The organism is Tolypothrix sp. PCC 7601 (assembly GCF_025677855.1).
GTDB lineage: Bacteria > Cyanobacteriota > Cyanobacteriia > Cyanobacteriales > Nostocaceae > Aulosira > Aulosira diplosiphon.
Window position 1 is genome coordinate 5,666,351 of sequence record NZ_CP064879.1, and the last position, 15,250, is coordinate 5,681,600.

Annotated in this window: 12 protein-coding genes and 1 tRNA gene; 9 read left to right on the forward strand and 4 right to left on the reverse strand. The window is 41.8% G+C overall.

The features are described 5' to 3' along the window. Positions 1-341: 341 nt before the first annotated feature. From HG267_RS23245 to HG267_RS23255, 3 genes are all read right to left on the reverse strand, one after another. Positions 342-2,543, reverse strand: coding sequence for a pentapeptide repeat-containing protein (locus tag HG267_RS23245; RefSeq protein ID WP_228045417.1), 2,202 nt, complete (start codon positions 2,541-2,543; stop codon positions 342-344). Positions 2,544-2,764: 221 nt separating this feature from the next. After that, positions 2,765-3,772, reverse strand: a complete 1,008-nt coding sequence (locus tag HG267_RS23250; protein ID WP_045868190.1) for a zinc-dependent alcohol dehydrogenase family protein — start codon at positions 3,770-3,772, stop codon at positions 2,765-2,767. A gap of 200 nt (positions 3,773-3,972) precedes the next feature. Beyond that, on the reverse strand, positions 3,973-4,554 hold the full coding sequence (locus HG267_RS23255) for a hypothetical protein (protein ID WP_045868191.1): 582 nt from the start codon (positions 4,552-4,554) through the stop codon (positions 3,973-3,975). A gap of 700 nt (positions 4,555-5,254) precedes the next feature. Between HG267_RS23255 and HG267_RS23260 the strand changes: the two genes are divergently transcribed. From HG267_RS23260 to HG267_RS23300, 9 genes are all read left to right on the forward strand, one after another. After that, a complete protein-coding gene (locus HG267_RS23260; RefSeq protein ID WP_045868192.1) occupies positions 5,255-6,145 on the forward strand; it encodes a WGxxGxxG-CTERM domain-containing protein in 891 nt (296 codons plus the stop codon). A 263-nt stretch (positions 6,146-6,408) separates the two neighbouring features. Next, on the forward strand, positions 6,409-6,771 hold the full coding sequence (locus tag HG267_RS23265; protein ID WP_045868193.1) for an ArsR/SmtB family transcription factor: 363 nt from the start codon (positions 6,409-6,411) through the stop codon (positions 6,769-6,771). 262 nt (positions 6,772-7,033) lie between these two features. Next, entirely contained in the window at positions 7,034-7,213 is a 180-nt protein-coding gene (locus HG267_RS23270; protein ID WP_155538981.1) for a hypothetical protein, read from the forward strand. A gap of 18 nt (positions 7,214-7,231) precedes the next feature. After that, positions 7,232-8,329 carry an NAD(P)H-dependent flavin oxidoreductase gene (locus HG267_RS23275; protein ID WP_045868885.1) on the forward strand — a complete coding sequence of 366 codons (1,098 nt, stop codon included), beginning with the start codon at positions 7,232-7,234 and terminating at the stop codon, positions 8,327-8,329. 23 nt (positions 8,330-8,352) lie between these two features. Continuing rightward, the gene (gene hetL, locus HG267_RS23280) at positions 8,353-9,066 is read left to right on the forward strand and encodes a heterocyst differentiation pentapeptide repeat protein HetL (protein WP_045868194.1); all 714 of its coding nucleotides are present in this window, start codon (positions 8,353-8,355) and stop codon (positions 9,064-9,066) included. Then, the gene (locus HG267_RS23285) at positions 9,047-9,202 is read left to right on the forward strand and encodes a hypothetical protein (protein WP_155538983.1); all 156 of its coding nucleotides are present in this window, start codon (positions 9,047-9,049) and stop codon (positions 9,200-9,202) included. Before hetL ends, HG267_RS23285 begins: the two co-directional genes overlap by 20 nt. 460 nt (positions 9,203-9,662) lie before the next feature. After that, positions 9,663-10,517: a phytanoyl-CoA dioxygenase family protein gene (locus tag HG267_RS23290; RefSeq protein WP_045868195.1), complete on the forward strand. Its 855-nt coding sequence runs from the start codon at positions 9,663-9,665 to the stop codon at positions 10,515-10,517. Positions 10,518-10,797: 280 nt separating this feature from the next. Then, a complete protein-coding gene (locus HG267_RS23295) occupies positions 10,798-11,235 on the forward strand; it encodes a hypothetical protein (protein WP_045868196.1) in 438 nt (145 codons plus the stop codon). A gap of 72 nt (positions 11,236-11,307) precedes the next feature. Further along, positions 11,308-14,670 carry a HEAT repeat domain-containing protein gene (locus HG267_RS23300; RefSeq protein ID WP_263419967.1) on the forward strand — a complete coding sequence of 1,121 codons (3,363 nt, stop codon included), beginning with the start codon at positions 11,308-11,310 and terminating at the stop codon, positions 14,668-14,670. Positions 14,671-15,131: 461 nt separating this feature from the next. On the opposite strand, the gene HG267_RS23305 is transcribed toward HG267_RS23300, so the two are convergent. Continuing rightward, a tRNA-Val gene (locus HG267_RS23305) sits at positions 15,132-15,204 on the reverse strand. Positions 15,205-15,250: the final 46 nt, after the last annotated feature.

Below are 15,250 nucleotides of genomic sequence, written 5' to 3' on the forward strand. Positions count from 1 at the left end.
CATTAGCGATTGATTTGTCACTGATTAAAGAAGCCAGAACAATTGGGGGATTCTCCCCCAAACCCCCGATTGGGTGACGGTTGCGTCCCCCAAACCCCCTCCAAAATTATTGTTCTGTTATGTTGTTGAGTAACTAGTTTTTTGGTTTTGTTATCAATATAATTTTCTTAACTGAACTGTATTTCTTTATACTTTATATAAGAGTTCTGTCAATCCATCTGTCGCATTCTTTTTTCAAATTGGCATAACACAGCTAATTTGGTACTTTAACAAAAATCTCTTTTATCCATGTGTATCGGCGTTTATCTGCGGTTAATTTCATCAAGCTTGTGATAGCTAGTTCACTTGAGGTAAATCAGCAAGTTCAATCCGGGGATGGTGCGGGAGAGTGTCCACAGAACTAAGGTAATATATAGTAAACCTAGGCTCCATTCATACCAGCCTAATGTGGCGATAATGCTGGGTAAATGCTCATCTCGCATCCGAATATCGTTAAATCCTAACCTGACTAAGTTATTCAGGCTAAAGTCATAATAATTCAGCCAGTTCCAACGCCGATCCCACAAAAGATGCATATAGCGTTCGCGAAAGGTAGGATTTCGGGGAATCACAGGTAAGCGTCCAATTAATAAACGTAGCTGGCGAAAGGTACCGTCTTCTGTGAAGTAGGAAACTTCTAATAAATCGTGATAACGACCTTGCTGGTAAAGTCTAGTTAATAAAATTATCGGTATGGGGACAATAATCATCAAAAGACACCCCAGGGTTAGCCAAGGTTGTTCTGCGCTGCGGAAAATGGCTAATAAACTCAAAAATTCTAAGCAGCTAAAACTAATTAATATAGATATGGTTTCATAATAGGTGGGGATAATCGGCACGGGACGCAAACGCCGATAGCGATCCACTAACCAAAATAGCAAGCCAAAAAAAGCGATCGCCACACCACCAACACCAAATACTAGCCAAATATTTGTACCATAGCCACTCAATAACAGCAGCACACTCAACGCTAGCCAACTCCAAGCTTGGAGTAACCACACACCGATTGATAAAGGTTCGCTGACAATTAGGCGATCGCGCAATTGGCTGTAGGTTTCTAAATCAATATCTGCTAAAGTTAGTAATTCGCTGCTATTGCGGAATGGTTTTACTTGACGACGTTGGGCGATCGCTTCTGCTTGAGTTGTAGAAAAACCTAATTTATTTAACCTGGTGACGGTAGCAATATTGATATTTGTCCCTACCAAACGCCGAGTTAACTCCATTAGCCGCAAGCGCTGTTTTGTATATTCGAGCTGATTTGCATCGGCTATTTGCTGTTGCTGACGAAAATTTTGCCCCAAATTCCGCAAGACATTTTGATTTCCTTGCAAGGTAGTGACGCAAAATCTCTTGCCAATTTCGCCAGAATTACCTAATATTTTCGCTTGATTAGAATTAAAAGTCAGACCAGATACACCTAAAAAAGCTGCTTTGGCAAAGTTAGCATCGCTAAAATCTGCCAGATTAAGAATGCTAGCACCTTGCAGACTCACAGGTTGATCAAACTGCGCTTCGCGAAAAATCACTGCTTGATCAAAAGTCGCTGCTGTCAAAAACAAAAACTGATCGAAATTAGCTTTAGTAAATTGTGCTTGATTGAAAAAATGCACATCCGAAAAATCAGCATTTCCTAACCATTGCACAATACTAAATTTAGCCAACTGCTTAAAATTCGCCTGATTAAAGTTGGCGATATCTTCAAAGATACTGTTTTGAAAGTCAACAGGTTCCTGAAATTGAGTTTGTTTAAAATTAGCCTTGTTAAAAAAAATACTGCCTTGAAAGTTACTTAATTGCCGAAAGGTAGCACCAGTAAAGCTGACAGCCCGGCTGAATCTAGTTTCTGTCCAGTTGGTAGGCTGGATAAATGTTGCACCTTGGGCATCTACAGACTGCAGGAAGAAAATATTAGGAAACCATACTTCGCCATTAAAGCGAGTATTTACTAGTGTCAAAGAGCCACGAAATACAGTAATTTCACTAGATGTATCTGGCTGCGTTCCTAATAGCGATCGACAGTCTTTAGCGTTGGGTAAGGAAACTGCTAATGATTGTAAGCAAACAAGGCGCAAATTTTCTAATTGCTCTTGTTCAGTTGGGGTAAAAATGGGGGCGATTTCTTGGGCGTAAAGGGGAGTTCTTAAACCCAACTCACTACCCATAAAATCCCCTTGAATCAGAGAATAGCTCAAATCTAAACCCAAAGGTTTCGCACCAGTTTTTTGTAATTCTTTCCGCAGCAGTTGATAAAAAGCATCGCGGAAACTGGCATTTTCTGGGCGTAAATCAATCACCATCTGCCGCAAATCTATTGTTAAATTACCTTCCCGCAGTATGGGTGTACGCACCCTTTCTTGTAACAGTTCCAGAGTTAAGGGTGTACGTTGTAGAGAAGTTTGAACTGCGGAGGCTGGGAGAGCAAAGCAGAAGATAATTAATAAAACGCAGAGGAACGCAGAGGTAAAACGCAAAGTTACACAAATTAAGCTCATCCCACCCATAAAGGGGAGTGAGATTTCGCGGGCATTGGGCATTGGGCATTGGGCATTGGTGGCTTTTCCCTTGCCCCATTCCCCATGCCCCAAGTCGGCGGGCGGCGGTTCATCCCACCCCTTGAAGGAGTAGTCTTTCCCACCGATTTTCTGCAGTTTCTCTGTGAGCCTTTGCGCTTTCCTTTGCAAGCCTTGGTGTTGCCAAAAAAATTTACTCAAACTGTTGTTTACTATTCATCGCTCATCAGCAGAACAATTTTACCTGCGATCGAGCCATTTTCAAGTAATTGGTGAGCTTTTGCTGCTTCTTCTAAAGTAAATTTGTGGCTAACATGGATTTTTAACTTCCCTTGATCGATCCAAGTGGCGCATTGTTCGAGAATTTCTGCATGGTGCTGAAGACTTTCTACTAAGCCTTGAACCATCGGTGTTAACATCAATTCCAAACCAATGCGGAGGTTGCGGTTTCGCGCAACTTTCCAAACAGTTTTGGGATCGGGTTCTAGAATCGTCACAATATCGCCATAAATTCGGACTGCGGGGAAAGTTTTACCAAAGGTTTCGCCACCAACAGTATCAAAAGCCAAGTCTACCCCTTCGCCATTCGTCCAATCTAAAGCGGCTTGCACAAAGTCAGTTTGTTTGTAAAAAATGACTTCATCAGCACCGAGTTCTTTAACGAAGTTCGCCTTATCTTGAGAACTGACTGTGGTAGCGACATTCGCACCTTTAAGTTTAGCTAGTTGAATTGCCACATGACCAACTCCACCAGCACCCGCATGAATTAAAACATTTTCCTTGGGTTCTAGCCTTCCCCGTTCATATAAAGCTTCCCAAGCAGTAATCAATACCAAAGGTGCGGCTGCGGCTTCAGCAAAAGATATAGAATTCGGTTTATGGGCGACAAAGCGCTCATCGACAACAGTATATTCAGCATAATTGCCTTGGTGTGAGCCTAAGCCACCATAGCAGAAATACACCGCATCCCCTGGGCGAAAGCGCTGCACTCCAGCACCTACCGCTTCCACCACACCTGCACCATCACATCCTAAAACAGCAGGCATTTGTTCGGGGTAAAAAGTACCTCGTTGACGAAGTTTTGTATCGATGGGATTTATACCAGCTGCTACCAAGCGTACTAAAAGTTCCGTATCTCCTACAGGAACACCAGGATTGGTAATTTCCTGTACCTTTAGTACATCAGGGCTACCTGCGGCTGTCATTAAGACTGCTTTCATAAGTTTTTTCCTCCTAACTCCAGCTAGATGCACGCACATTTGCAACTTTAGCGTGTCTCTGTAACTAGTGATGCGAAGACTTTTCGGTTAAGGGTAAAAAGGGGAATGGTTCAAGGGAAAGAAAAAACCTTTAACCCTTAACCTTTAACCTTTTCCCCAAAACCAATTTTGGGTTCAAAACGCTTCACCGAGTAGTATTGCTAGTGATGCAGTATCGATTGTATTTGCTGTGTACTTTGTAATGGCGCTTCTGGAGTGCGGTTTAATATAGTCACTGTTACCCCCAAAGCCGAAAGCGCAGCCACAGAAACCCCAGCTAGCCATCGGACTTGCTGACGCAAAGTTTTAATCTCTCGGCTCATCTTGTCTACTTCTAACTGAGAGTATGGTTTAACTTCTGAAGCTGCTACAGCGATTTCTTGAGGTAATTCTGTTGGATCTTCAAAAGCAACCTTGAGTTTTAGCCAATCAGCAATTAATTGCGGACAGTTCTTTTGAAACCAATGCCATGCAAAAATTCTAAACACCGGTTTAGACATTCTGGCAATTGATTTCATGGTGCGGTTTAAAATACGCGATCGCAATTTTTGATTAATTAAGTTAACCGAGCCAATATCATAGAGACAATCAATAATTAGTTTAATAGTTGCTTCTTCACTATGAGCTAAATTTTGTAGTAATAGCTTCACATCTTGCATTCGCTCGTCTGCAAGACGTTGTTGAGCTAAACTCTCAGAAGGTATTACCGATTGATGCAGACGATTCCTGGTAACTATTGTCATATTTGTATATTAAAATCGCGATCGCTAAAATATGAGTATCTTTAGTTAGAAATATTAGTTATTAACAAAGAGGATAAATTAATAGTATTTTTGCTATTTTGACAATATTTCTAAAGATGTAATTTAAAAAATATTAAACTGTCAAATTTTATAGATATTGTCTTTTTAAGAAAATCAATCTTTTGGCTATGGAAACTATCATAAATACTCGAAGAATCATTAACCATTGATTTTCAACAAAAGCCCTTGATGAGCAAGGGTAGGCTAATACTTTTGATAGAAGTGATTTTAATCTTCTGATAGACGTTTAGGCAAACGACAGCAGTTATTCTTAATCAAAGTTACCTTGACGGATAGCAAACCGTCGTGGGGGTTTTTACGAGGGTACAAAATATTGTTCCTTTAATGTTGCAGTTCTAAATCAAGTACCAGGATCATACTAAAAGCAGAAGTTTTTTCAGAAGATAAAAATCCTTATGAAAATAATGAGAACGCTCTTGTTCTTTAACTATCGCTGAAAACTGCCCAGGCTTTCTTCCAATCTTATCTACCGGATGTTTTGAAACCTTTCACCATTAGTTGGCGGGTTCCTCAATCTGTCGTGTTTCAAAAGACTGAATTGAGTAACATATTCATTTGCAACAGCATTTTGACAATCTATCAATCACGAAAATATCAATTAAATTAAGGAACCATAATCATGAGGCATTGGAATTTATCTAAAGTTGTTTTGGCTGGTGTGTTTGCTCTCAGTTTTACTGCTGTACCCTTAAGTATGTCTGCCTCAGCCCAAAGTGGCTCTTCTGGTGGTGGCAGTTCTTCTGGTGGTAGCGCTGGTACAGGAAGTGGTTCTGGTTTAGGTACCACAGGTAGTGGTTCTGGTTTGGGTACTTCCGGTTCTGGCACTACAGGTAGCGGTTCTGGTTTAGGTACCTCCGGTTCTGGCACCACAGGTAGCGGTTCTGGTTTAGGTACTTCCGGTTCTGGTTTAGGTACCTCTGGTTCTGGCACCACAGGTAGTGGTTCTGGTTTAGGTACTTCCGGTTCTGGCACTACAGGTGGTGGTTCTGGTTTAGGTACTTCCGGCACAGGCACCACAGGTAGCGGTTCTGGTTTAGGTACCTCTGGTTCTGGCACCACAGGTAATGGTTCTGGTTTAGGTACTTCCGGCACAGGCACTGATAGTACAGGCACAACAGGCACAGGTTCCACAGGTAGCGGCATTAATAGCACAGGAACTGGCACAGGCGCAACAGGTACAGGTTCTACTGGTACTGGCACTACAGGCACAGGCACGGCTACTGATGGTACAGGCACAACAGGTCTTGGCACGGATGGCACAGGTACCACAGGTACTGATGGCACTGGTACAACAGGTACAGGAACTACGGGAACTGGCACAGGCACCACAACTGACCCCTCATTACGAGAAACTAGCGATGTCAGAGGCGATCGCGGTGGTTCTGATTGGAGTTGGTTAGGTTTATTAGGGTTAGCTGGTTTAGCCGGTTTAGCTCGTAAGCGCGAAACACCCAAAGCTTATGCAGATCCTAATCAAGTTACAGGTTCTGGTTCCTCAACAAGATATTAAATCGCTGAAATGTTTTGGTTAGCCACTGAGCATCAGGCGATTGCCTTTTGAGTGAAATAGTTTTCTTACTGCCAAAAGCCTTCTCTGATATAGTGAAGGCTTTTTTATCAACGTATAACCTAACTGCTGATTTGCTGCAAGACTTCTGCCATAGGAATAGCCTTTCCCTCTATCTGTAGAGAGACGATGAAGCTAAACGCATAATAATGTCAATATACTTATTAAGTAAGACACCCTTCTTATGCTAAACATTAAATCTCCATATGTTAGAAACAAAGCCATCCGAGGCTGAACCTGCTGTGATTGCAGCGGTTGCTGACTATTTCAAGGTGCTATCAGAGGTGAGTCGGTTACACATTTTAACTTGTCTAAAGTCAGGGTCAATGAATGTGATGGAAATTGCAGAAGCGACTGGCTTGGGACAGGCAAATTTGTCTAAGCATCTCAAAGTGTTAACTCAGGCAGGGATTTTATCTCGTCAGCCTAAAGGTACCAGTGCTTATTACGAGATTGCAGATCCAATGATTTTTGAACTCTGTGATTTAGCGTGCGATCGCATTAGTGAACGCATTCTACAACAGGTGGAAAGCCTCAAAGGTATAAGGGGCAATACAGCTGGTTTTTGATAACCTCGGACTAGCCGCGCACCATTAGCTTTTTTGTTCCCTATTTTCTATTCTTTGTTCCCTATTCTCTGGTTGCTTCAAAACAACCGCACGGACGATACACAACCCTCTACAAATGCCAGAAATATCGGTAATTCTCCTTTTACCTTTTACCTTTACCCATATTTTATACAGCAAAAATAAAAGCACCCTTAGCGCAAGGGTGCTGATAAGTAGAGAAAAGAAGAGATACTATCAATTACAAGCTAACTAGCGATGCTTGGTGCGGCTGGAGCGATCGGATGAGGGGGAAGAGGCAAGGGGGCAGGGAGCAGGGGAAGGGGAGAAAGAAGCAACGACAAATCCAATTACCAATTACCCATTACCAATTACCCAATGCCCAATTAAAACCTGTCAAACAGACCACCTCACTGATAAAATTACTTATCAGCTATTTAGTTAATAAATGAACAAGTCTGTTATGACCCATGTCCTTCCTCCCCTACGGATTGGTAAACATATTGCCCGCTATCCTATTGTTCAAGGTGCAATGGCTGTGCGTGTTGCGGGCGCGAAGTTAGCTGGTGCTGTTGCTAATGAAGGCGGAGTGGGTATCATTGCATCTCTGGGACTGGGGTTGTATTCTCCTGATTTTGACCAACGCAAACGCGGTAGCTTTTTTACAGCGAATAAACTCGCTTTGATTGATGAACTAGCTAAGGCGCGCAGTATCAGTCCAGATGGTGTAATCGGCGTAAATATTTTAGTTGCTACTAAAGATTATCCAGTATTGGCTCAGACTGCTGCGGCTGAAGGAGCAGATTTAATTATTACTGGAGCCGGATTACCTTTGACTTTACCAGAGTATACTGCAGACTATCCTGATGTAGCGCTGGTGCCAAGTGTTTCTAATGTGGAAGCAGCGCAGTTCATCTGCCAAGTTTGGCAAAAACGTTACAATCGCTTACCTGATGCTTTTATTGTGGAAAATTGCCAGAAGGTAGGCGGACATTTTAGCCAGTGCGAACAGATTAATCCCCCAGGATTTTCAATTGCGTCGGTGATTGCACAATTACGGGAGTATTTTGCAAATCAGTTAGGTGTGAGTATACCGTTGATTGTCACCGGAGGAATTTGGGATAGGGGTGATATTGATAAGATGTTAGCGATCGCAGCAGATGGTGTGCAAATTGGTACGCGCTTTATTACTACAGAGGAATGTGATGCCGATCGCCGTTATAAAGAATTTCATCTTCAGGCTTGTGCAGAAGATATTATGACAGTGCCTAGTCCTGTAGGCAAACCTAGCCGGGCTTTACGTAATGCATTTGCAGAAAATGCGATCGCAGGTTCATCATCAATAGAGCGGCGATGCATTGCCAATTGTTTAGAATCATGTCTGTGTCGTGATAGTGGTAAAACCTACTGTTTGCTACAAGCCCTTGCTAGAGCAGGACAAGGTGATGTAGAGAATGGTTTAATCTTTTCTGGCGCGAATGTTAGGTACACTGAGCGAATCGTGTCTATTGCCGAACTGATGGCAGAGTTAACCCAGCCTCAAACGGCGATTGCGCTTTAATTATTAATCAAAAGTTGAGTGATATGAATTTGGATGAAATTCTTAAGCGTTACGGTACTGGAGAAAGAAATTTTCAGCGAGTCAATTTACAAGAAGCAGAGCTAACAAACGTCAACCTCAGTGGTGCAGATTTTAGCTATGCTGATTTACGTCAGACTAGGCTCGGTAAAACTAACTTCAGTCAAGGTTGTCTGCGTGAAGCAGATTTAAGTGAATCTATCCTCTGGGGAACAAACTTAAGTGAAGCAGACTTGTATGGTGCAATCCTCAGAGAAGCAGATTTAACTGGTGCAAACTTAATTAAGAGTAATTTAGAAGCGGCGAATTTAATCAAAGCTAGTTTATGTGGCGCTAATTTAACTGGTGTCAAGCTTTCTCGTTCTCTGTTATTTCAAGCAGATTTACGCCCTAGTTCCGATCAGCGTACAGATTTGGGATATGCGGTTTTGACAGGAGCAGACTTGAGCTACGCTGACTTGAGAGCTGCTGCATTGCATCACGCCAACTTAGATGGCGCAAAATTGTGTCGAGCAAACCTCAGCCGGAGAGTGCAGTGGGGAGATATGCCCACAGATTTAACAAAAGCGAGTTTACAAAATGCAGACTTAAGCTATGTCAATCTCAGCAACGCCATCCTCCGCAACGCCAATTTAAAAGGCGCAGACTTGACAGGCGCTATTCTCACAGATGTAGACTTCCAAGGCGCAATTATGCCTGATGGCAAAGTCCATGATTAAAAATGTGCGATCGCTCTCCAATATTCAACAAAGATGCGATCGCCCATTCCTTCAGCAATTGCTAGGCACACAGACGCACCACATTATATTAAGAATGATTAACGGCACCTTCTATAATTCGCTTCCAGTTATATAGTTGAAAAGCAATCTACCAAATTGGCGGTGCATCAGTAGTGGTACTCATCTGCTGTTCGTGATGTCAGTCCCTTCAAATACCACAACAACCCGTTAGCTTTGGCATTAATTATTTACGTGTCAGCTTCAATTACCTATTCAACCAACTATAAAGTGTCTAATTTTTATTAGGTCACATTATGGTAGGAATCAAGCGGTTAATTAATAATGATTATGCCATTTTTTATTTATCTATCGCATTAGTTTTGATGAGTTTGTAGCAAGCACTTCAATGCAGCAAAGTTAAGAGCGAAACTCCTGGCTATAAACTCAATATTTGTCGGTTAAGGGAAAAAAGGATAATGGGAAAAGGAAAAAAACCTTTAACCCTTAACCTTTAACCTTTTACCCAAAACCAATAAGCATAAATTGTAACTAATACCATCAATTACTACTCAACATTCAAAGGTTGATATTTTGCTATGTTCAATCAACTGTATAAATATATTCCCAGAATCCCCTCCGAATTGCGTTACAGAATAGATTTAATGCGCCATTCCAGGAAATTACCTGCGCTATCTCCACAAGATAAGTTGATTGTTGATACTCTGCGTCAAGAAGGAGTTGTGACTACTTCTTTGCAAGATTTAGCACTTCCCAAAACAGCAGCATTGATTCCATCTGCCGAAAGCCAGTTGGCTAATATGGAATTAGCTTTAGCTGCTAAATATAAAAATCCGCAAAAATTTGGTAGCTTAGAAAATCCAGCTTATCCGCAGATTTTTACTGTCACAGATTTACCTGAGTTTTTTCACTGGGGAAGTGAACAAAGGTTACTGAATATTATCGAAAACTATATCGGTCTACCGATTGCCTTTCAAGGCGTACATTTACGGCGAGACTTTGCCAATGATGAGCAACTAACTACAGAATTATGGCACCTAGATGCAGAAGACCGTCGCATGGTTAAGGTAATTATCTACCTAAATGATGTGAGTGTAGAAAATGGCCCATTTGAGTATATTCCTAAATCTCAACTGTCATTAATTCAACAGTTGCAAATTCGCTCTAAGATTGTACCCAAAACCGCAAAAGGTTTAGTCGGGCTGAATGATGCAGAGATAGAAAAAATTGTGCCTAAGTCACTGTGGAAATCATGTCCAGGGAAAGCTGGAAGCATAGTTATTGCAGATCCGAGAGCTATTTTCCATCACGGTAAACCCCGTACACAATCACGGTCTACTCTGTTTTTTGTGTACACTGCTAAGAATCCTTTACGTCCAGAATGTTGTAAGCAATATAGCGATCAAACCTTTGCAAGAGTATTGCCAGCTTAGGGACTTTTAACTAAAAAAATATTCCATTGCTGTGTATGCAGAGGAGAAAGACTCTGCCAATCTGAAAATGGGATAATTTATTTTCTGGAAGTTCCTTAACATCCGTCATATCTATCATCTGTTGTAGGGGCATAGCACTGCTATGCCCTGATTATTTAAGTTAAAAGGTGGATGATCGCAAATTAGGCTTCCTTAACTATCCGTTGCTTGTAAGTAAAAATTGCTGCCATAATACCAAATTAGAGCAGATATAAGTAATTTCCACATTGACTTTGAGTTTATGGAACTTGTGACGCTAACGGTTGTGGTGAATGCGATCGCCTCTATACTTTGGAATAAAGCACAAGAAAAAATTGGCGAAAATATTGGTGATGCGGTTTGGACGCAAAGTGGCAAGTTAATAGACAAGCTACGTAAGAAGAATAAATTGCCATTGCTGACTGCGACTGTAGAAGCTGATGAAACCCAAAGACTAGATTATGGTCAAGCAGTGCTGGAATTGAAAGCAGCAGCCGAACAAGATCCAGAAATTGCTCAAGCAGTTGTAGACGTAGAAGCAGCCATTAAAAACGATCAGTCTGAGACTGGGAAAGAAATTCAAAAATTAGTAAAAGAAATCACCTCAAACCCTTCAGTTGTCAACAATGCCAAGTTAGCAGATGAGATTAAGAATGTCTTCCAAGGTAATACATTTAGTGGCTCAGTCACTTTTAACTGACTGGAGTCGCCCGACGGGGAAAAGCGGGTAAAGTTAACTCCCAATGACTGGCGGAAAATCTGTCGTCAAATATTGACAGACAGGCGCAAGCTGACTACAAATCCTTTGACATTAACTGAAGGAGTCACCCTGCAAGTTGATGATGTTTACGTACCACTGGGATTAGTTGAGCGCAAAAAACAATCTAAGCATAAAGATAATACTTCTTTAGAACAGGGGACAGATAAGATTCAAGATGATGTTTCTCCAGAACAGGGATCTGAACTTTATAAAGAAACAGAAATTACCAAAAATTTTGAGCATGACGCTTTTCTGGAAGAAGTTTTAAAACAGAAGAACACGCCTAAAAGTCAAGGTAAGCGAATTGCCATTATTGGTGAACCAGGTGCAGGAAAGACAACACTGTTACAGCAAATTGCTGATTGGGTATCTCGTGAGATTCAGCAGTCGATTGTCATTTGGGTATCATTAGCAGATTTGCGCGAGAAGGAATTAAAAGCTTATCTTTTTGAGACTTGGTTAAATCAGGTAGCTGAGAAAATAGGTAAAGCTGAAGCCACCAAGCAACTAAAAGATGATTTTGTTGCTCTGTTTAATCAAAATAATGTGTGGCTACTGCTAGATGGGTTAGATGAAATGTCCGCATCTTCAGGTAATTCGCTAACAGAAATTTCGCGTCAATTGCGTGAAGCAGGAGCAATTTCTCAATCGCGAATTGTGCTGACTTGTCGGGTTAATATGTGGGATGGCAGTATTAATGCACTTGACGATTTTGATACCTATCGCACTTTAGATTTTTCTTATCCAAAAGATGTAGAGAAATTTATTGATAAATGGTTCAATAAAATTGAAATTCCCCAAGCTGGGAAGCAGTTATGCATAGCCTTGAAAGAACCGGGGAAAGAACGGATTCAGGATTTAGTGAAAAATCCTTTGCGGTTAACGCTTTTGTGTTTGAATTGGCAATCAGGAGATGGGAAATTACCAGATACTCAATCCGGACTCTATCAGCAATTTGTTGATGACTTCTACAAATGGAAAAAAGACAAAGTTGCGATAACTCCTGCCCAGATTCAGCAACTAAATATTCAATTAGGAGAATTAGCTAAAACAGCAATAGACCAAGAAACCACTCGTTTTCGCTTGCAGCAGGATTTTGTTAATCGCTTTTTAGGAGATGCTGAAGATAAAAATTCTTTGCTGAGTTTGGCATTAAATCGAGGTTGGCTGAACAGTATAGGGATAGATACACATAGAAAACCTGTTTATGCTTTCTTTCATGCCTCATTTCAAGAGTATTTTGCTGCTAAAGCAATTGATGACTGGAACTTTTTTTTACCCCGTAAACACAAAAATAAACCTGTTAAATTTAAAGACGCAAAATACCGCGTCTTTGAACCGCAATGGAAGCAAACAATATTGCTGTGGTTAGGAAGAGAGGAAGAAACTTTCAAACAGCAAAAGCAACAGTTTATTGATACTTTAATTAGTTTTAAAGATGGATGTCAAAAATTTTATGAATATCGCGCTTATTTATTAGCAGCCACAGGGATTGCAGAGTTTAAAGATTATGTAAGAGCAGATGAAATAATAGCACAAATCGTCAATTGGATAATTGATAGTCACAGTTCTCTAAAAGAGGAAGCTAGGTCAGCTTTACAGCAAACAGACCGGACAAAAGCGATCGCCGCCTTGGTGCAACTGCTGCAATCACAAAATCTGTCTGACTACACCATTGGGCAGGTAGTAGAAAGTTTAGAGACAATCGGCACAGGCAATGAAGTTGCGATCGCTGCCTTGGTGCAACTGCTGCAATCACAAAATCTGGATTACTCCATCCGTAGGCGGGCAGCAGAAAGTTTAGGGAATATCGACCCAGGCAATGAATTTGCGATCGCCTCCTTGGTGCAACTGCTGCAATCACAAAATTTGGATGAGGACACCATTAGGCAGGCAACATATAGCATAAATAAAATTGGCACAGGCAATGAAGATGCGATCGCCGCTTTGGTGCAACTACTACAATCACAAAATCTGTCTGACTACACTATTAGGGAGGCAGCAGAGCAATTAGGGGAAATCGACCCAGGTAATGAAGATGCGATCGCCGCCTTAGTGCAACTGCTGCAATCACAACATCTGTCTGACTACAGTATTGGGCAGGCAGCATATAGCTTAGGGCAAATCGGCACAGGCAATGAATTTGCCATTGCTGCCTTAGTGCAACTGCTGCAATCACAACATCTGTCTGACTACACCCGTTGGCTAGCAAGATATAGCATAGAGAAAATCGGCACAGGCAATGAATTTGCCATTGCTGCCTTAGTGCAACTGCTGCAATCACAACATCTGTCTGACTACACCCGTTGGCTAGCAAGATATAGCATAGAGAAAATCGGCACAGGCAATGAATTTGCCATTGCTGCCTTAGTGCAACTGTTGCAATCACAACATCTGTCTGACTACACCCGTAGGCTGGTAGCATCAAGCTTAGGAACAATCGACCCAGGCAATGAAGATGCGATCGCCACCTTGGTGCAACTGCTACAATCACCTAATCTGGATGACTACACCCGTAGGCTGGCAGCATCAAGCTTAGGAACAATCGACCCAGGCAATAAATTTGCGATCGCCGCCTTTGTGCAACTGCTGCAATCACCTAATCTGGATGACTCCACCCGTAGGCTGGTAGCATCAAGCTTAGGAACAATCGACCCAGGCAATGAATTTGCGATCGCGGCCTTGGTGCAACTGCTACAATCACAACATCTCGATGAGGACACCATTAGGCAGGCAGCATATAGCTTAGGGAATATCGACCCAGGCAATCAAGTTGCGATCACGGCCTTGGTGCAACTGCTACAATCACCTAATCTGGATGAAGACACCATTAGGCAGGCAGCAGAAAGCTTAGGGAATATCGGCACAGGCAATGAAGATGTGATCGCCGCCTTAGTGCAACTGCTGCAATCACAACATCTGGATAACTCCACCCGTTGGCAGGCAGGATTAAGCTTAATCAATATCGGCACAGGCAATGAAGATGTGATCGCCACCTTGGTGCAACTGCTGCAATCACATAATCTCGATAACTCTACCCGTTGGTTGGCAGCAGAAAGCTTAGGAAAAATCGATCCAGGCAATGAATTTGTGATCGCTGCCTCAGTGCAACTGCTGCAATCACATAATCTCGATAACTCCACTCGTAGGGAGGCAGCATCAAGCTTAGGGAGAATTATCCGAGATAATAAGCATCGATTTACAGCAGTTAAAGCTTTAAGCAGTTATTGGCGATTAGATGATAATTTCTACAATTTAGCCTGGGAATGTGCCAAGAATATGCCTTACCCCGATTTCTATCAAGCTTGGCATCAACATAATTTTGCTACGCGTACAATGAGAAGCATTATGAAAATACTCCTTACAGAAATTTGAGTGTAGCCGCGAAGGTTGGATGCCGTTCCCATGCCCCATGCCCGCAAAATCCCACTTACTTTTACGTGTAGGATGAGCTTAAAGAAGCGTTGGTCACCAACGTTTGCTCTTTCGTGACCAACGCTTATGTCTTGGTCACCAACACAAAAGTTTTACTTATCAAACAATGACTTTGGTCACCAACGTTTGCTGTTTCGTGACCAACACTTATATCTTGGTCACCAACACAAAAGTTTTACTTATCAAACAATGATTTTGGTCACCAACGTTTGCTGTTTCGTGACCAACGCTTATGTCTTGGTCACCAACACAAAAGTTTTCATGACCAAAGCTTGTATTTTCTTAACCAAGGTTATAACGTCTATCTGTAGTCATGAGAGTTACATACCTTGTGCAAATCTTCTCTTAAATCAAAAAGACTAGAAGTAGCTTTTAACTTACTCCTAGTCTTTTTAAAGTGATGGGCAGTACCAGACTCGAACTGATGACATCCTGCTTGTAAGGCAGGCGCTCTACCAACTGAGCTAACCGCCCGCTCGTTTTCACTCACATTTATAGAATATAGCAAAAGATTTTGAAT